Here is a 17113-nt window from a genome sequence, read left to right as displayed (position 1 = left end):
CATGGCTTCGTCCGGGAGCTCGTCGCTCAACACGACCGCGAGCTGGTTGCCCGCGTAGCGGCGGCGTTCGGCGAAGACGTCGACGATCTGGAAGTCCATCCCAAGGCCCTAGACCCGCAGATTACCGCGGTCCACCGACACTTTTTCAGGGTCGTCCGTAGCCGGCGCGGGATCGAGGCCCCGGGATGGACACGGCGCGCCAGAATTGAGACATCTCCGCCTATGCCACGCTTAGTCACGTCCACAATGCTCGTCTTCCTGGTCGCCTCCCTCAGCGGGGGGCTGGTCGGTTGCTCCGGCCCGGAGCCGACCGCGGAAAAGGCATCGCCTCCGGCGGCGGAGCCCGCCGAGCCGGCGAAGCCGGCGCCGCCGACCGAAGAGACGGTCTGCGACGACGGCAAGGACGACGATGCCGATGGCAAGTCGGACTGCGACGACCGCGATTGTTCTCGTTCCACGGTCTGCAAGATCGAGCGTTGCAAGGAGGTGTGCGCGGCGATCTGCGAGTGTGAGCTCATCTCCGAAGTGTGTTCGGAAAAAGAGTTGGCTGGTGTCCTCGAGGGTTGCCAGGCGAGCTGCTCAGACGAGAAAACGCGCAGCCAGGTGTCACAGGCCGACGGCGTACCGTGTTTCGTGATCGGTGGAGTGTTCCTCCAGCAGGTTCAGAAGGAAGGCATCTGCCTCGGCGACGATACGCCGGGGGACGGGGCATAGGCGAAGCGTGTCCGATCAGCCGATCTCCGACGAGGTCGACGAGCGGTTCCAGATCCTCGAGAGCAAGATCCTGCACCAGGAGCAGACCATCGAAGAGCTCAACTCGGTCGTGATTCGCCAACAGAATCAGGTCGACGAGCTGCAGGCGGAGGTGAAGAGGCTCGCTGAGGGGTTCGATACTCCGTCGCCTACGACGGCGGATCCCGACGAGGAACCGCCGCCGCCCCACTACTGAGCACTAGTTCGAGCGGGGTCGGCATCACCCGATGGCGGCGAGTCGGATCGGGCGAACGCGATCTACGTGAGGGGCAATTAGGTTTTCGTGTCCGGTCGCACCGATTTCGGTGGGGAGGGCGTTGGATACGGCTGAACGCTGGCTGCTCAGCTCGCGGCAGTGTGAGGCTTCCGGTCTCGCCGTCCCTGCGTTACGGCGACGATCACCGCCGTTGCAAAGCACCCCCCGACGATCGCGAACAGCGCGATGCCGGGAAGCCCGGCGACGTGGGCCCGATCGGTGATCTGGCTGAAGGACGTCGCGGGCGTGGGGTCGGACACCAGCTTCAGCATCCACGCGATCAGCTGCACGCCGAACAGATAGATGTAAACGCGCCGCATCCTCCGCGCTGCCGCCTTCGACAGCCGCATGGTCGGGATGGTGCACCCGAGGTGCGGGTCGAGGGCTCGGCGGAACTCGTCGTCGCCCATCGTCGACGCGGGCAGGTCCTCCGGAGCGCCTGCGAACAGGGCGGGGCGGATCATTCCCTTCTCGATCAGCAGCACGCGCTGCTGCCATAGGTGGTAGAAGGTCAGCCGTCGCGCCTCGAGGACCAGGAAGGTCATCGTCATGAGCGACGCGATGAAGATACCGTAGTGCGGCACGGCGCCGTTGCCGAGGGCGAATGAGATCACGGCTGCCGTCGTGACGATGGCCCAGTTGGTCGTTGCGTCCATCCGCATGCGCCACGTGTCGGCGCGCCCGACCATCGCGCGGTAGTAGTGGGTTAGGATCATGGCGCGATCCTTCGCGTAGGGTTCGTTCGACGTCACGCGTTCGTCATACCGTCTCTGGGGGTGGAGGGGAAAGAGGCGAGGCGTCTTAGTACTCGGACTAGTCCCGCGCGATGGTCGCGGCAGCCGGCGTAGGGCCGGAACGGAAGGGTCGATGCAGAAGTTCGCACGCGTCGGAGGCACACCGGTGCCCGAGCTCGAGGCAAAGAACCTGACGCGACTGTTTCTCATGCATCGGCACTTCGATCATACCGAGGGGATGGAGGAGGCGTACGCGGGGGTCTACATCCTCTTTCACGAAGCGTACAGCTTCGATCCGAAGTCGAATCCGTGCGACGCGAAGGCGCCGGTCAGCGCCGAGCACGTGCAGGCGTGTCACACCTCGACCGAAGAGCTCGCGGGCATCCTCGAGAAGGTGAAGCCCACGGCCACCGTGCTTTACTACTATACGGAGTTCACGCCGCTGAGCGTCAGCGATCAGGAGTGGGGCGTGAGGAGATCGCAAAGTTCGGTTACGAAAGCGTCGTGGTCCAGTCTCAGGACGGGGACATCTATTAGTCGCCGTTCGCCCCATCCCTTCACCGCCCAAGGAGCCTGTGATGTACGTTGGAAAAATCCTCGAGAACAAGCCGATCCCGATGAGTGAGTTCGACACGATGGCCGTCGCGAAGGTCGCGCGCCGCCATCTCGAGTCGATCCACGAGCCCCGGCGGCGGCAGGTCCTGCAGAACTTCATCGCGCATGCGGAGGCCGAAGCCGCGGGGAACTACGACGCCTTGATGGAGTCCTGCTCGCGTAAGAAACAGGAGTACGCGGCCTACGGCTCCACGTTCGGTGCGCCGCAGTCGTACGAGGAATTGGAGGTTCACTACCGCGGGCTGATCGACGCGAACATCTATCTCATCCACTTCGAGTGCGAGAAGCTCATCGTGGGGGATGATGCCCTCCTGATCGAGGGCCTCGTTCATCAGCTTTACCCCGGCAACCTTGTGAAGCCGATTCTCGGAATCGACGTGGACGACGAGGCCGCGGTCTACCAACTCACCAAGCGGACGGCCGTCCTCTTCACGTTCGATGAAGACGGGTTAGGCGCGGGGGAGCAGGCGTATTCCGAAGGTCCGACGACGGCGGCAGATCTGATGGCCGTGGCGGCAGACGAGGTCCCTGCCGCGTTTCACGCACCGCCCGCGGGGTAAGGAACCTGGAGGGGATCCGGACCTCTCGAGCCGAGATCGGTGAGCCGCGTGATGTGGTGACTTTGCGGGCGGCGTTCCGGACGGATATGTCGGGACGTCATGACCTCAACTCGCACCGTCCGTTGCGCCTTGTCGTGTTTCCTCGTTTCGCTGTTTGCCGTTCTCGGGTTGGCGTCTGCCGTGCGCGCCGCAGACGATGCCCCTCCGGGATATGTCCGCTTCGTCGGAGAGAATACCATCGCCACGGCGAATGGTGAGTTCAAGAGGTGGAAGATCGTTAAGGCCGAGATCGATCCGAACGATCCCGCGGCAGGCGTCGTGGAGATCGAGATCGACGTCGCCAGCCTGGATACCGACAACCAGAAGCGGGATGACCACCTTCGCAACCCCGACTTCTTCGAGGTCGAGAAGTTCTCGACGGCGACCGTCCGCGTGCACAACGTGCGAAAGGGCGACGGGGCAGGCAGTGGAAAGGATTACGATGCGACGTTCGATGTGAAGATCCACGGTGTCGCGAAGTCCGTCGAGGGGAAGTTCGCTGTCGTCTCCACCAGCCCGCCGATCGTCGAAGGGAAGTTGGTCCTCGACCGCATGGACTTCGGTGTGGGCCAGCCCCACAGCGCGGTCAATCCGATGTCAATTGGGCAGGAGATCCCGGTGACGTTCCGCGCGGAGTTGCCGGCCGGTTGAGCGGTTTCCGACGTGCGGCCCGTTGGATGCGCGGAGTTCGGTTTGCGCGAACTTCCGTGGTTCGTTGCCCGAAGCCGTCACTCGAGCGACGAGAGGTGGAGATTGCGTCACTCAGGGTGACGTCCGGCGGCACTTCGCCTCGTGAAGTGAGGGCGTTGAAGTGGTGAAGCGTGCGCTGCGAAAGGTCGCCTGAGGTCATCGAGGCCCGGGATGGCCGCGAGGCCCCGGAACGAATCGGTCAGGATCTCATCGATCTCGCCCTGTCCATGCCGGGGATGACGGGAACCGAGGTTCTCTCGGCGTTGCGCACCGCGGACTCGGCGTGCCCCGACGTCGCCGTCATCGTGCTCGCCGGGGTCGGCACCAAGTAGGCCGTGGCGGACGGCACCAAACTCGTCGTGAGTGGATTTCTCGTGAAGCCGTTCCGGGCCGAGACCTTTGCGCGGGAGGTGACCGAGGTGCTTGGCCGTCGGGAGACGGACACACCCGAAGAGCCCGCTGGTTCCTGCGGATCTTAGAAAGGCGCGGGTTCGAGCCCCAACGAGGGCTTCGCGTACTCGCAGTAGTTCCGATCATCGAAGACCTGGTGCCCCGCCCCGATGTGGATGTCGCGGAAGCAACGTTGGAGTCGACTCGGATTTCGCATTCCGGCGCTTCCGGACGCCTCCCAGGCGAAGCGCACGGCTTCCTTGGCGACGCTCCTCACGATGTAGTTCGCGTGGGCTTTGGTCCGGCGAACGGCGTCGCCACACGCGGCGTCTGAAGCACCGCTCTCGATCAGCGCGACCGTGTCGTTGTAGATCGACAGGAGTTGGATGCGCGCCGCCTCGATCGCCGTCTTGTGGACGCCAAAGTTGCGTTGGAACTCGGGCTGTTCTTTGAGTGGAAGTGAGCCGAGTCGCGCGCGTCCGCCGATCGCGATCTCCGCGATTTCGTGGAGGGCGCGCGCGGCGACGCCGATCGCCCAGGAGCAGCTACCGATGCCTCCGTACGACTGTGGGCCGAGCGCGAAGATGGCACCACCGCTCTGGTGCGGTGCGTAGCCCATCGTGATGTTCCAGGTGGCACCCGCCTCGACGAACCGTTCGGGAATCTCGTAGTCGTAGCTGCCGGTTCCGCGAAGCCCCATCGTATCCCAGTTGCCCTTCAGGATGGCGCAGTCCGCTGGGACGAAGAAGCCGACGAGGGGGAGCTTGCCGTTTTCGCCCATCGGCGCGACGGCGCCGTCGCGCATCATGAGTGCCCCGCCGCCGATAAACTCGGCGTGGCCCGAGCCGCTCGCGAATTGCCAGTTGCCGGAAACGCGGTAGCCGCCCTCTTCCTCGTGAGCCATGCCGAGGGGGGCGAAGTGCCCGGCTCCAGCGCGCATCGTGGCGAATGGCTTCGCATACTCCGGGTCGATGTAAGCGAGGTAGGAGCCGGTGATCGTATTCTGTGTGAACGCCCAACCCGTCGCACCGTCGGCGAAGGAGATCGCCTCGCAGACGGCCGCGATCGTTTCGACGTCTGCCTCCAGGCCGCCGAGTTCCTTCGGCGTGCTCAGCCGGAAAAGGCCGGTCTTCTCGATCGCATCGACGACGGGCTCGGTCATCGTGCATTTGGCCTCGATCTCGTCGGCTTCGTGTTCGACTAGTGCGCGGAGGTCGAGAGCAGCTTGAATGAGGGCGGTATCGGGCATGGTGTCTCCTGATGGTCGGATCGTTCTCGGTCGATCATGCATCTATACAAAAGATGTATGATGTATGATAGAGCACCTTCGGTGCAACGAAGAAAAGCCTGGAACGGCAACCCGCCGAGAACCGAGGCGGCAGCGCGCCGATTTTTGCTCGACGTCACGCAGGACTGCATCGAGCGGTTCGGTCTGGAGAAGGTGAGCCTCTCGGATGTGGCCAGCGCGGCCGGGGTCACGCGCCAGACGGTCTACCGGTACTTCACGACGGCGGACGAGTTGTTCCACGCGTCTGCCGTTCTGGCGAGCGGCGGGTTCCTGGAGAGAATGCGCAAGCGCGTCGTCCAGCACGACGGACTAGCCGAGCGGATGGTCGAAACCCTCGTAATCGCCATTCACGAGATCCCGAAGGACCCCCACTTGAGCGAACTCGTTCGGTCCGGCGATTCCTTCGCCGTTTCCGCGGCGCTGAAGCTCTTCTTCATCCAGGAAGAGATGACTGCCTTGAGTGACGGGGACCTCGGTCTCGATGCCAAGGCGCGTGACGAGTTGGCCGAGATCCTCCTGCGGCTCCTGAAGAGCTTCCTCGCCGATCGCGGTCCCACCCGAACGGAAAGGCAGCTCCGTGCCTTCCTATACCGCTGGTTGATCCCCCTGATCGAAGAGAAGCTCCACGGGGACGTCCCCTCCTGAAGATCGCATCGCCGCGAGGTTACGGGTTGAGGTTTCGGCAGGTGAAGCGCGCCCTCGTATCCCATCGCGCGGAAGACGACCTCACCCGGGAAGCCGATGTCCCGCGTGCTCGGGAGGTAGATGGTGCAGATGTAGCCGTCGCGGTAGATCGTTCGGAGGTGCACTCCGCAGAGGTCGAACTGGCTGTCCCACTCGGTGGGGACGCGACACCCATCGGAGCCGGATGCCTGCGGTAGGGGTGTGCCTTCCATCCAGTCGGGCACGTCCAATACGGCGATTTGGCAGAAGGTCGGCGCGAGATCGATCTGGCCGACCGGTCTCACCGTCTCCGCAGCACTGTCACCCACTGCGGCTGCGCGACGCTCCACATCCCCATCCTTGGCCCGTCGGTCTCGATTCGGAGGTCGATCTCCTCGGGCGCGTCCCGCAGGATGCGCGTCGCGACTTCGAACTTGAGCGTTCCGGGTGCGTCGATCAGCGTGGCGATGTTGGAGAGGGCGAGTATGTCTGAGAGCGAGTGCCCGTAGAGGCGGCTCGGCTGGCGTTGCGAGGTCATCTCCACCTGGATGCCCGCCGCCTCGAGCACGCGGGCGATCGCGCCGCCGCCGTCTTCGGTGGGTGCGAACAGGCGCTGCCGGTGGTCGATCGCGGCGAGTTGGTGGTCATTCGCGCCGGTGTCCCCGCCCGCGTCGATGAGGGCACGCAGGACACGGCCGCAGTAGGCTGTCGTCTCGTCTGCGACGACGTTGAAGAACGCGCCGCCGGGTTTCACAAATCGGAGCATGCGGGCGAAGCACGCTTCCATGTCCGTCGCGAAGTAGATCATGTGAAGTCCGAGGCCGAGATCGATGCTCGCATCGGGAGGGAGGATTGCTCCTGTGCGCTCTGCGATCTCGTCGATCTCGTCGAGGCCAGACTCGAGAAGAGTCCCGACGCGGAGACGGGGATGGCGCTCGAGAAATGCCGCGTAGTCGGCGAGATAGCCCGGGTTGGGTTCCTCGACGGAGACGGTCGTGCCTTCCGGGGCGGCGTCGGCGGCGAGGGCGAAGGTCTGGCCGTCGCCGGCACCGAAGTCGAAGATCTGTCCGCCGACCGTCGGGACGTATGTCGAGAGAGTCTCTCGGAGGAGCGGTACGAAGAGATCGCGCTGATCGGTTCCCATCATTGCAACGCGTCCGAGGGGATCGGGTTTGAGTAGTCGGGAGAACGCGTTTCGATACTGGCGATGCGCGTCGAGGCCTTCGAACTCGTTCGAGATGATTTCGAGGGCCTCGTCGAGGCGAGGTGCGAGCTCCTTCGAGCGGCTGCGATCGATCTGTAGCGGCATTCGAACTCCTTCCGGAAGACTCAACAATGACCGATGGGGCCGGTAAGGGAAGGGGTTGGTATCACCGATATACAGTCGGGCCGGCGTTGCGCCCACGAAGGGCGCGCCACACCCCCAAGGTCTCGAAGCCGTGCACGAGGAACGCGAGGTTGACGAGCGGTGGCGTATGCCACCAGCGCAGCCCGAAGTGGCGAGTGAGGCGGAGCGCGCGTCCCAACTCGGTAGGCATAGAGAAGCGGGATCGACGCCACGCCGAGACGACGGACGACGCGCGCATCCGGGATCGAGGCGTCGAGCTGACGGAGCCGCATCGATGTCCAGCCGACCTGCCGTCGCATGTCCCCTCCCCCAGGGGCGGTCGCCCGGGGGAGGGCATCGGCCGCCGTCATCAGTTATTCGGACGGACGTCATTCGGCGACGCAAGGAGTCCGCGGCGGCGCCGGTCCGGACCGGAGGTACGAACTCATGAAGAAGCTGATCATTTTCGACCTGGACGGCACGCTCGCTGAGAGCAAATCCGCGGTGGATGCCGAGATGTCCGCGCTGCTCGTTCGCCTGCTTGCGACCGTCAGGGTAGCCGTGATCTCGGGCGGCGACTGGCCCCAGTTCCAGCAGCAACTACTCGGGGGCCTGTCCTCCGAGGCGGATGTAAAGCAGCTCTTCCTCCTGCCGACGTGTGGCACGAAATACTACCGCCACGAGTCCGGGTGGACGCAGCTCTACTCAGACGACTTCACGACCTTGGAGCGCGAGAAGATCGTGAAGTCGTTGCACGAAGTGATCGGGTCGTCCGGAGTGGTGATCGACCAGACATGGGGCGAGCAGATCGAAGACCGCGGAAGCCAGATCACGTTCTCGGCCCTCGGCCAGGAGGCGCCGCTCGACGCGAAGAAAGGTTGGGATCCCGACTTCGCGAAGCGCCGGGGAATGAAGGCACTGCTCGACGAGTTGATCCCGGAGTTCTCGGTCCGAATGGGTGGCACGACGTCCCTCGACGTCACCAAGCCGGGGATCGACAAGTCGTACGGAATCCGCAAGCTGAGTGAGACGCTCGACGTTTCCATCGACGAGATGGTGTTCATCGGGGACGCGATGTTCCCGGGTGGGAATGACTACCCCGCGAAGGAAGCCGGCGTCGATTCCATTCACATCCGGGACCCGGACGAATCGAAGCGAGTGATCGAGGCGATCCTCGCGTGCCTGGGCGCGGGTCTCTAAGAACCAGCCTGGGCGCGCGCTGTTGTGTGGTCCCTCGAGCCGGACCGGCCACTGCGGGCGCGCTGCGCATCACGGCTTGGTGGTTCGAGATCGAACGCCGACCCGTCGGCTGTGCGGCATAGGATGCGCGGCGCTCCTTCGATCGGCAGCGGTTGCAGAACGACGCCGCGAGCGCACAGTTCCCTTACATTCTGGTCGGACAAGCGGAGTCCGCGGTAGATCTTGGGCAAGCGGAACGCGCACTCCTCGCGCCAACGGGAGCACCCGTAGGATTCCCGTCCTTGGATGACCGGAGCCTGGCAGCGGGGGCAGGGGCCGAGTCCCTGGTTTGAAGGCGTCGGCGAAAGTCCGCTGTCGATCAGTTGTTGGATCCGCTGCACGATCTCCTGCATGAACGCGTCTCGTTCGCGCACGCCGCGTTCGACCTCGCCGAGCTTGAACTCCCACTCGCCGGTGAGTTCAGGTGATTTGAGCACCGGGTCGGCGATGATCGCGATCAGATACCGGCCGAGGTCGGTGGTTCGGAGCGCCTTCTTGTCCCGCCGAATGTAGGAGCGCGACAGGAGCGTCTCGACGATGGAGGCGCGCGTTGCGGGTGTCCCGAGGCCGCGCCCTCTCATCGCATCGCGGAGCTGTTCGTCGTCGACGAGTTTGCCGGACGTCTCCATCGCGGCGAGCAGGGTGTTCTCCGTATAGGGCCGCGGAGGCTTCGTCTTGCCCTCGTGCAGTTCGGGTTCGTGAGGGCCGCTCTCGCCTTCTGTGAATACCGGGAGCTCTTGTGAGTCGTCGATGACGCCGGCCTTGTCCTTCGCTTTGCCTCGGGCAGCGCTCTTGCTCTTCGCCGCTCCGGTGTCGGCTTTCGGTTCCAGCGCGCTCCAGCCGGGGTCGGTCACGACTACGCCGCGTGCGCGAAACGGGACCGTCGCCGACTTGGCGTGCACCGTCGTCACCTCTTGGTTCTTGTCGCCGAGGAAGGCTTGCACGAATCTCGTCGCGACCGCATCGAACACCTGCTTGTACTCGCCGGCGAGCGCTTCGGTCTTGCCCGTCGGGACGATCGCGTGATGGTCGGTCACCTTAGCGTCGTCGAAGACCCGTCGAGGCTTTGCGCGGGGCCCGCGTTCGCCTTCCGGCGCACCAGAGACGTATTTCGCTAGTAGGGCGAGGGTCTCGGGTTTCCAGGCCCGCAGTTGGCCCAGCGTGGTGCGCGCGATGTTGACCATGTCGAGCGACAGGTGGCGGCTATCGGTTCGTGGGTACGTGAGAAGCTTCTTCTCGTAGAGCTCCTGGGCCACGACGAGGGTACGCGCCGCCGACATGCCGAACCGGAGGTTCATGTCGCGTTGCAGCTGCGTCAGGTCGAAGAGGAGCGGCGGTTGGTGCGCCTCGGCGCGGCGCTCAATCTTCTCGATCGCGAGGGACTGCCCCTTCACCTTTTCCAGGAGTTCGGCGGCGGGGGCCTGTTCGCGGAAGCGGTCCCCGGTGAAGTGAAACCTTGTGTCCCGGTACTTCGTTCGGAGTTCCCAGAAGGGTCGCGCGTCGAAGACCCGGATCTCGTCGTCGCGCTGCGCGATCAGGGCGAGGACCGGTGTCTGGACGCGTCCAAGGCTCCACAATACGCTGCCACGACCGTACCGCACCGTGTAGGCGCGAGTGGCGTTGAGGCCGATGATCCAATCGGCCTCGCTGCGACTTCGAGCGGCGTGGTGCAGGTTCTCATACTCGGCCCCGGATTTTCGCGCCGCGAGACCGGCGGTGATCGCCTGTTCGGTGAGTGAGCTGAGCCACAACCTGGTATGGGCGCGATCGGGGCAGCCCGCGTACTCGAGGATGTAGCGGAAGATGAGCTCGCCTTCGCGTCCGGCGTCCGTCGCGCACACGAGCTCGTCCGCGCTGCGGCAGAGGTCGGCGACGATGTCGAGCTGTTCCTTCCGCCCGCGGTCGCCCGTTGGTTTCAGCTCGAAGCGCTTGGGAACGAACGGCAGTTGCTCCACGGACCAGCGCTTCAGCGCGGGGTCGTACTCGTCGGGTGCCTTCAGCGTCGCGAGATGGCCGAGCGCCCAGGTGACTTGCCAGCCATTCCCCTCGAGGTAGCCGTTCCGGCGCTGCGTCGCGCCGAGGACCTTGGCTACGTCGCGGGCGACGGAGGGTTTTTCGGCGACGAGCACGTTCATCGTGGGGGCACCCTAGTAGATTGCGGGACGTCGCTCACGTGCCCGCGCCACAAAAATTGCAGGCCCAGGTTCCCTGATAGGGTGACCCGCGACTCCCGTGCCGGGCGGAAATCAGCAGAACCGCCCCGCCAACAAGATCGCCAAAAAAGTAACGATTAAGGATCCGGCTGAGATTAAAGAACGTCCCCACCTGCGAGGCCGCGGTGGAGGGGGCATTGGGTGGGGGGGATGGGGTCGCCGCGGCGGTAGCGGTCGAGGAGTTTGCGGGATTCGGCGGCGAGCATTCGGCGGACCGCGCGGCGCTCGCCTTTGATGCGGGCGAGGGTCATGTGGTCGTAGGCCGTGGTGGCGTGGCGGAGCCAGGCGATGGTTGCGGATTCGGCTCGGCGCTCGATGGGGATGCGGGCGGTTCGCGCGACGGTTCCGCTGCCGACGGGGACGGCGTGATCGGAGATGGCGCGTGCAAGCCGGCTTTCCAGGCCGCGGTGTAAGTTCGCGAAGCGCAGGAACTCCTGCACTTGCTGCTCGAAGTCTTCGGCGTACTTCGTCTGCTCCTTCACGCGGCGCGCTCGCCCGGCCTCGAGTTTGCGGGTGTAGCTCGGGTCGGCGCGTTCGTGCTCGAGATCTGCCCGTGCGGCGGCGATCGCACCGGCGGGGGCCCAGACGCCGCGAGAGAACATGCGGCGGCCGACTTTCTCCTTCACGGTCCACGAAGCGCCGGCCTTCTTCACACGGCGGGTGAGTCCCGCGTCGCCGGGCGGGAGCAATTCCCATCCGTCGGGAACGTCGAGCACGTCGCCTCCGGTGGTGCGGATGGAACGGTCGCGCGGTCCAGGGGAAACCTCTCGGGTCGTTTCGGGCACGGCGCGGAACGTAGGCGACTCTACGGCGGTCGACAAGAGCCCGAGGGTCGTCGCCCGGTGGATTTATTCCGGCTCTTCAGTCAGCGATCGGTGGATCTCGCGGAGGCGCTCCGGAGGAATCTTGAACACGGCCCGATCGTACGTGAGCAGGCCGTTGATCTCGCCCTCGACGTCCGTGGTCTGCGTGTAGATGGCTCCCGCGAGCCCGCGCGACTTCAGCTTCGCAATTATCCCGAGCTTCTTCGCGTACGCGTCTGCGAACTCTCCACGATCCTTGAAGACCGCGTATCCGAATCCCTTTGCCACGCCGAGGTGGCCGGAGACTTCGTGCGCGAGTCCACCGAACTCGCCGTAGACCATGGGTCGGTCGGGCTCGAGATCCGGCTGCTTGCCCTCGCGGAAGTACGTGTGGTGGTCGCGAAGGTCGCCGCTTCCGGTGTCGACCCAGCCGCTCGGCCCGTCCACCAGGCGGGAGGGATCGCGTGTCTTCACTTCTGCGAGGATCTTGTCGGTGTCGAACTGTCCCCACGACTCGTTGAAGGGAACCCAGATCACGACGCTCGGGAACGGCTCCAGTAGGTCAATCATCGCGTTCAGTTCGCGCCGGTAGCTCGCGGCTTCCTCGGGAGAGCGTGTGAGGTCGTAGCCTCGCTCGGCGTGCGGGGTGTTGACGACGAGCCACCAGATCTCCTTCGGGATGGAGTGGTGTTCCTTCGGACCGCCGGTCGGCATGTCCTGCCAGACGAGAACGCCGAGGCGGTCCGCGTGCCAGTACCAGCGAGCCGGCTCGACCTTCACGTGCTTGCGGATCGTGTTGAAGCCCATCCGGCGGGTCGCTTCGATGTCAAATGCGAGCGCTTCGTCCGACGGCGCCGTGTACAACCCGTCGGGCCACCAGCCCTGGTCTAGCAGGCCGAGGGAGAACACCGACGCGCCGTTTAGAAGTAGGCGCCAGGTGCCGTTCTCGTCCTTGGCCGTCGTGATCTCACGGGCACCGAAGTAGCTACGGGCGTCGTCGACCGCGTCTCCGTCGCGCAGGAGCCGCAGGCGGATGTCGTAGAGGTGCGGGTCGTCCGGCGACCAGGGGCGCAAGTCCGGAAGATGGAACGTGTGCTGGGCGAGGTCTCCCGAGGCGGGCACGACCGCTTCGGCGATGGCGGTGTCGCCCTCGCCGAGGATCTCGACCTGGAGGCGATCCCCCGGCAGCACCGCGGTAAGCCGGGTGCGTAGCGTGATCGACTTCGCCCCGAGATCGGTGGTTGCGACAGTGCGTTCGATCCGGCTCTCGGATACCGGCTCCAGCCAGACGGTCTGCCAGATCCCGGTGACCGCGGTGTACCAGATCGACTTCGGTCGAAGGGACTGCTTTCCGCGGGGTTGGCGGCCTTCGTTTGTCGGGTCCCACACGGCAACGACGACCTCCTGCGGCCCCTCGGCCGAGAGAGCATCGGTCACATCGAAGGAGAACGGGTCGAAGCCCCCGCTATGTTCGCCGATGCGGTGGTCGTTCACCCAGACTTCCGCTTCGTAGTCGACGGCACCGAAGTGGAGAAGCAGGCGGTCGCTCGAATCGGCTGGAGACTCGAACGTTCGGCGGTACCACGCCCGTTCTTCGGGGAGGACGGCCCGTCCCACGCCACTCAGCGCGGACTCGACCGGAAACGGCACGAGGATCTTCTCGGAGAACGAGTCGGGCCGGTCGGCTTCGCGCGGCTGCACCGCGAAGTCCCACGACCCGTTCAGGTTTTGCCAGCGCGTTCGGCGAAGCTGCGGGCGTGGATACTCCGGGAGCGGCTGGCCGGTGCGCGCGGCATCGGCCCACTCGGTTTCGAGAGGAAGGAGCGGAGGGCGGTCGCGGAGCCACGGGAGAAGCCGGATGTAGACCGCGCCGGCGCCGGCGAGCGCGAGGAGGAGGAATACGAACCAGAGCACGCCAGTTTTCCCCTTCTCAGTCTCGGTTCGAAACGATGATTTCGTAGCCGGTTGGAAGGTACACCCGCCCTCGCCCTCGCCCTCGCCCTCGCCCACGCCCGTGCATCGAGTCTCCGCAGCGTTGCATCATAGCTGTCGTGTACAGTCTAGCGCCGGGCCCCCTTGGCGAAACCTGCGATCAGGAATCCCCAGGGGCAGCATGGAGACGTCGGCCGAGCGGGGTGTGAGGAAGAAGGGGGAACGAGCCCCGAGCCGTGAGGGCGAGCTCGAGTCTCTGGCGACGGGCCGGGTGGTCTCGCTTTTTGCAGAGGACATCGAAGCCAACCGAGCCTCCCCCACGGAGCGACTGCGCGGATCTCGGATCGCCATCGTGGGTGCGGCCGGGTCCATCGGGCGCGCGGTCCTCGAATCCCTATCTTCCCTTTTCTCCGGGGAGCCTCGTTCTGCTCGACCTCGCCGCGATGAAGCACGTGGGCTCCGAGAAGGGCCCAACAAAAGCCGTTGGTGACGCTCACTATCGGGTTCAGGGCGTAGACGAGGCGCCAGGATTCGGGGGTCAGGTCGGATGCGTACGCGACCGGCGCGAGGAAGAGGGGGAGCGTGAAAATTGCGACCCCCGGGTAGAGCCCGCAAGCGAGAAGAACGATCAGGAGAGCGACGAAGGCGATGAAGAAGTCCACGAGTGCTGCCACGACGGCTGCGATCGGGAGGGTGAGGTGGGGAAAGTAGATCCGCTCGAGAAGGCCCTGGTTCTCGACGAGACATGTGGTGCACCGGCTGAGCGCGTGTATGAAATCGGTCCAGGGCACGAGCGCGGCCAAAGCGAATGGCGGATACGCCGTTCCTCCTGTGGGGATCTTCGCGAGTCGGTCGAAGAGTGGGGTGAAGACCACCATCGCGAGGTGCAACCGAACGGAGTCTCCGAGGTCGCCGCCTATACGCCGCAGCAGCGTTTGAACTTCTTCCCGCTGCCGCAGTTACACGGATCGTTGCGCCCCCGCTTCGGTGCCGCCTTGACCGGCGCCGGCACGACGAGGTCACCGTCTACGTAGACCCACCTACCGTCGGCCTTCCGGAAGCGCGACCGTTCGTGGAGAACCCCGGCTTCGCCCGAGGCCGCTCGATAGTGTGCGCGGAACTCCACTACGCCGGTCTCGTCCTCTTTTCCGCCGGCTTCTGTGTCGACGATCTGGAGCCGCGTCCAGGTCGAGTGCGGGTCGGTTTCCCGGCCGGATCGATCCGCCTGATCGCGCGGGGGAACGTGGGTGGCCTTCAGATAGCCTGTCGCTCGGGTCGCGTGTGCGGTGTAGCGGGACCGCATCAGAGCCTCGGCGGTTGGCGCCGCCTGTCGGCCCTCGATCGCCGGCGCACAGCAGTCGTCGAGGCCCGCCTCACTTCCACACGGACAGAGGATCATCCCCGCCATTCTAGGTATCGCGGGGCCCCGGGGTCCAGAAACCGGCTTGCACCATCTGATGTCGCCCGGCAGCGTCATGGAGGTCGAAAAGCTCGCCCGGTTGCCATTCCGGGCGGGACTTCTACCTTGCCGTGAGGTCGCGAGATTTCGGCCCGAACGAGAGGAATTCAGTCATGAAGGCACACGCTCAAAAGAAGGCCCGCATCGCGGCCGTTTTTGCCCTGGTCGCGGGGCTCGTTTCCGGTCTTCCGGGCGCGGCTGAGGCCCAGCGGGAGTCCGGGATCCAGTTGGCGCCCGAGTCGAACCGCTACTTCATTACGAAGGACGTGGGCAGCGACCGCTGGGCGATCACCTACGACCTCGACACCAAGACGGTGAGTGGCAACGTTTTCCCGACCGATGGGGGCGCCCCGACGTTCCTCTCTTGCAACATCACCGACGTCCAGCAGGCGGACGCCCCCGCTGATGCGCAGTACTTCATGGACTGCCGCGGATCTGGGCCGTGCGCCGAGGCGCCGTGTGACAACCAGTGGGACCCGCCGTTTGCAGTCGGGCCGATCCCGGGATCGTTTCTCTTGCCGACGAACACCAAGGCGACCTACGCGGGCAATGTGCAGCCGATCTACAATCGGTCGTGTGCGACGAGCGCCGTGTGCCACGGAAACGGTGCACAGTACGTGATCCTTGCGCGCGACGTTTCGTACGGCAACACGTTCCTCGTGGACTCCAACGGCACGAACGGTCCCCAAGGGGACTTCATCAAGCCGTTCGATCCGGCCTTGAGTTACGTGTTCACGAAGATCGACGGCACGGGTGCCGGTTCGCCGATGCCGTTCAACGGCTCGCCGCTCGACGCCGAGAAGCAGGCTCTGATCCGGAACTGGATCCTAGAGGGCGCCGCGAACAACTGACCGTACGCCGCGGGCGGCGTACGGATTTGGATTCTTGACACACGGTTTCGGCGCGGCCTATATACTGCCTCAGTCGCATCCTTGCGGGCGTTTCGCCTGCAAAAACATTTAGAGAGAAGGTTTCATGCGATCTGCCTTGATTACCCTCGGTGCTGTTCTTGTTCTGTCTTCGGGCTGCGGTGACAGCAGCACCAGTGGCAACGGGACCAGCCCCGGAGACGGCACGGTCGTCCGCCCGGGCGAGTCGATCCAGGCCGCCGTCGACGCGGCCTCTCCCGGAGACACCATCCGGGTGATGCCGGGTGACTACGTCGAGTCGCATCCAGGCGACGCCGCCGTGCGGGTGACCAAGTCGCTCAAGCTGATCGCCGAGAGTTCGGACGGCCAGATCGTGCGCATTCTGCCGGGGCCGGGACAGCGGCAAGGCATCCTCGTCGAGCCGGAGGACTTCCTAGCTCCGGACGTCGATGGCATCGAGATCAATGGGTTCACCATCGAGGGATTCTCGAAGATGGGGATCTGGCTGCGGCACGTGCAAAACTTCGTCATCGCGAACAACGTCTCGATCAACAATCTCGAGAACGGCATCTGGCCGACGCTGTCCGCACACGGTGAGGTCCGGAAGAACATCTCTTACGGCTCCCTCGATGCCGCACTCTGGGTGGAGGCCTCCGAGAACGTCCGCGTCATCGACAACGAGCTCTACAAGAGCCCGACCGGCCTCGAGGTCACGATCTCGAACGAGGTCTACATGGAAGGCAACGACGTCCACGACAACGTCGTGGGCGTCGGCCTGTACCACCCGTCGGGCGCGGGCCTGCCTCCGGAGGACTGGCCGTCGACGACGTTCCACACCTGGACCCTCGTGAACAACCGCATCTACGACAACAACTTCCCGAACCCGGTCTCGAGCGGGCTCGTCGCGGCGCTACCGTCGGGGATTGGCATGCTGGTTCTCGGTGTCGACGACGTCGAGGTAGACAACAACGAGATCACGAACAACAATCTCTTCGGGGTCGCGATGGTGGACTACTGCATCGCCGTGGACGGGACCGCGAACAGCTGCGAGAACAACCCGCCCGCCTTCAGCGACACGTCGCCCGATAACAATCGCTTCACGAACAACGTGATCACCGGCAACGCCGCCGATCCTCCGGAGGGCACGTTCGCGCCACTCGCCTCCGATTTTCTCGTTTTGGGCGGCACGAACAACTGCGGCAGCGGAAACGAAGTGGGCACCATTACCGGAGACCTGCCGGGGTGTTGAGGTCGCCGGGCTTGAGTGGACGCCCGGCACGTGA

General features: G+C 64.9%; 19 protein-coding genes and 1 pseudogene. 11 read left to right on the top strand and 9 right to left on the bottom strand.

Annotation, left to right across the window (positions count from 1 at the left end; genetic code table 11):
- Nucleotides 1-3: 3 nt before the first annotated feature.
- Nucleotides 4-99: pseudogene (locus P8R42_07865) on the bottom strand (hypothetical protein).
- A 147-nt stretch (nucleotides 100-246) separates the two neighbouring features.
- Between P8R42_07865 and P8R42_07860 the strand changes: the two are divergent.
- The gene (locus tag P8R42_07860; GenBank protein MDG2304561.1) at nucleotides 247-714 is read left to right on the top strand and encodes a hypothetical protein; all 468 of its coding nucleotides are present in this window, start codon (nucleotides 247-249) and stop codon (nucleotides 712-714) included.
- Between the two features lie 7 nt (nucleotides 715-721).
- Nucleotides 722-949 carry a SlyX family protein gene (locus tag P8R42_07855; protein MDG2304560.1) on the top strand — a complete coding sequence of 76 codons (228 nt, stop codon included), beginning with the start codon at nucleotides 722-724 and terminating at the stop codon, nucleotides 947-949.
- Between the two features lie 146 nt (nucleotides 950-1095).
- Here the strand turns inward: P8R42_07855 and P8R42_07850 are convergent, their stop codons facing one another.
- Nucleotides 1096-1761 (bottom strand): DUF2270 domain-containing protein, encoded by a 666-nt coding sequence (locus tag P8R42_07850; protein ID MDG2304559.1) that lies wholly within the window; start codon nucleotides 1759-1761, stop codon nucleotides 1096-1098.
- A 115-nt stretch (nucleotides 1762-1876) separates the two neighbouring features.
- Between P8R42_07850 and P8R42_07845 the strand changes: the two genes are divergently transcribed.
- From P8R42_07845 to P8R42_07825, 5 genes are all read left to right on the top strand, one after another.
- Complete coding sequence (locus P8R42_07845) at nucleotides 1877-2368, top strand: hypothetical protein (GenBank protein ID MDG2304558.1); 492 nt, start codon at nucleotides 1877-1879, stop codon at nucleotides 2366-2368.
- Nucleotides 2322-2918 carry a hypothetical protein gene (locus tag P8R42_07840; GenBank protein ID MDG2304557.1) on the top strand — a complete coding sequence of 199 codons (597 nt, stop codon included), beginning with the start codon at nucleotides 2322-2324 and terminating at the stop codon, nucleotides 2916-2918. The genes P8R42_07845 and P8R42_07840 overlap by 47 nt, the downstream gene beginning before the upstream one ends.
- A 99-nt stretch (nucleotides 2919-3017) precedes the next feature.
- On the top strand, nucleotides 3018-3608 hold the full coding sequence (locus tag P8R42_07835) for a YceI family protein (protein ID MDG2304556.1): 591 nt from the start codon (nucleotides 3018-3020) through the stop codon (nucleotides 3606-3608).
- A 170-nt stretch (nucleotides 3609-3778) separates the two neighbouring features.
- Nucleotides 3779-3979 carry a response regulator gene (locus P8R42_07830; GenBank protein ID MDG2304555.1) on the top strand — a complete coding sequence of 67 codons (201 nt, stop codon included), beginning with the start codon at nucleotides 3779-3781 and terminating at the stop codon, nucleotides 3977-3979.
- Nucleotides 3980-3982: 3 nt separating this feature from the next.
- Nucleotides 3983-4126, top strand: coding sequence for a hypothetical protein (locus P8R42_07825; protein ID MDG2304554.1), 144 nt, complete (start codon nucleotides 3983-3985; stop codon nucleotides 4124-4126).
- On the opposite strand, the gene P8R42_07820 is transcribed toward P8R42_07825, so the two are convergent.
- Nucleotides 4123-5286, bottom strand: coding sequence for an acyl-CoA dehydrogenase family protein (locus P8R42_07820; GenBank protein MDG2304553.1), 1164 nt, complete (start codon nucleotides 5284-5286; stop codon nucleotides 4123-4125). The two genes, P8R42_07825 and P8R42_07820, sit on opposite strands and share 4 nt — an antisense overlap.
- 81 nt (nucleotides 5287-5367) lie before the next feature.
- On the opposite strand from P8R42_07820, the gene P8R42_07815 reads away from it, so the two are divergent.
- Complete coding sequence (locus tag P8R42_07815; GenBank protein ID MDG2304552.1) at nucleotides 5368-5970, top strand: TetR/AcrR family transcriptional regulator; 603 nt, start codon at nucleotides 5368-5370, stop codon at nucleotides 5968-5970.
- 319 nt (nucleotides 5971-6289) lie between these two features.
- On the opposite strand, the gene P8R42_07810 is transcribed toward P8R42_07815, so the two are convergent.
- Together P8R42_07810 and P8R42_07805 are read right to left on the bottom strand one after the other, a co-directional pair.
- Complete coding sequence (locus P8R42_07810; protein ID MDG2304551.1) at nucleotides 6290-7297, bottom strand: hypothetical protein; 1008 nt, start codon at nucleotides 7295-7297, stop codon at nucleotides 6290-6292.
- A 61-nt stretch (nucleotides 7298-7358) separates the two neighbouring features.
- Nucleotides 7359-7526, bottom strand: coding sequence for a hypothetical protein (locus P8R42_07805; GenBank protein MDG2304550.1), 168 nt, complete (start codon nucleotides 7524-7526; stop codon nucleotides 7359-7361).
- Nucleotides 7527-7762: 236 nt separating this feature from the next.
- Here P8R42_07805 and P8R42_07800 point away from each other — a divergent pair, with 236 nt between their 5' ends.
- A complete protein-coding gene (locus tag P8R42_07800; protein MDG2304549.1) occupies nucleotides 7763-8515 on the top strand; it encodes an HAD-IIB family hydrolase in 753 nt (250 codons plus the stop codon).
- Here P8R42_07800 and topB read toward each other — a convergent pair.
- The 4 genes from topB to P8R42_07780 form a co-directional block, all read right to left on the bottom strand.
- Nucleotides 8512-10689, bottom strand: coding sequence for a DNA topoisomerase III (topB, locus tag P8R42_07795; GenBank protein MDG2304548.1), 2178 nt, complete (start codon nucleotides 10687-10689; stop codon nucleotides 8512-8514). The two genes, P8R42_07800 and topB, sit on opposite strands and share 4 nt — an antisense overlap.
- 173 nt (nucleotides 10690-10862) lie before the next feature.
- Nucleotides 10863-11588, bottom strand: a complete 726-nt coding sequence (locus tag P8R42_07790; GenBank protein MDG2304547.1) for a DUF2293 domain-containing protein — start codon at nucleotides 11586-11588, stop codon at nucleotides 10863-10865.
- 27 nt (nucleotides 11589-11615) lie between these two features.
- Nucleotides 11616-13484, bottom strand: a complete 1869-nt coding sequence (locus P8R42_07785; protein MDG2304546.1) for a glycoside hydrolase family 2 TIM barrel-domain containing protein — start codon at nucleotides 13482-13484, stop codon at nucleotides 11616-11618.
- Between the two features lie 934 nt (nucleotides 13485-14418).
- Complete coding sequence (locus P8R42_07780) at nucleotides 14419-14901, bottom strand: YchJ family protein (protein ID MDG2304545.1); 483 nt, start codon at nucleotides 14899-14901, stop codon at nucleotides 14419-14421.
- A gap of 173 nt (nucleotides 14902-15074) precedes the next feature.
- Between P8R42_07780 and P8R42_07775 the strand changes: the two genes are divergently transcribed.
- Together P8R42_07775 and P8R42_07770 are read left to right on the top strand one after the other, a co-directional pair.
- Nucleotides 15075-15812, top strand: coding sequence for a hypothetical protein (locus P8R42_07775; GenBank protein ID MDG2304544.1), 738 nt, complete (start codon nucleotides 15075-15077; stop codon nucleotides 15810-15812).
- A 124-nt stretch (nucleotides 15813-15936) separates the two neighbouring features.
- A complete protein-coding gene (locus P8R42_07770) occupies nucleotides 15937-17079 on the top strand; it encodes a right-handed parallel beta-helix repeat-containing protein (GenBank protein ID MDG2304543.1) in 1143 nt (380 codons plus the stop codon).
- Nucleotides 17080-17113 lie beyond the last annotated feature (34 nt).

Source organism: Candidatus Binatia bacterium, from assembly GCA_029243485.1.
Taxonomy (GTDB): Bacteria; Desulfobacterota; Binatia; order UBA12015; family UBA12015; genus VGTG01.
The sequence above is the reverse complement of the archived record's forward strand: the minus strand, read 5'-3'. Positions and strand labels throughout refer to the sequence as shown.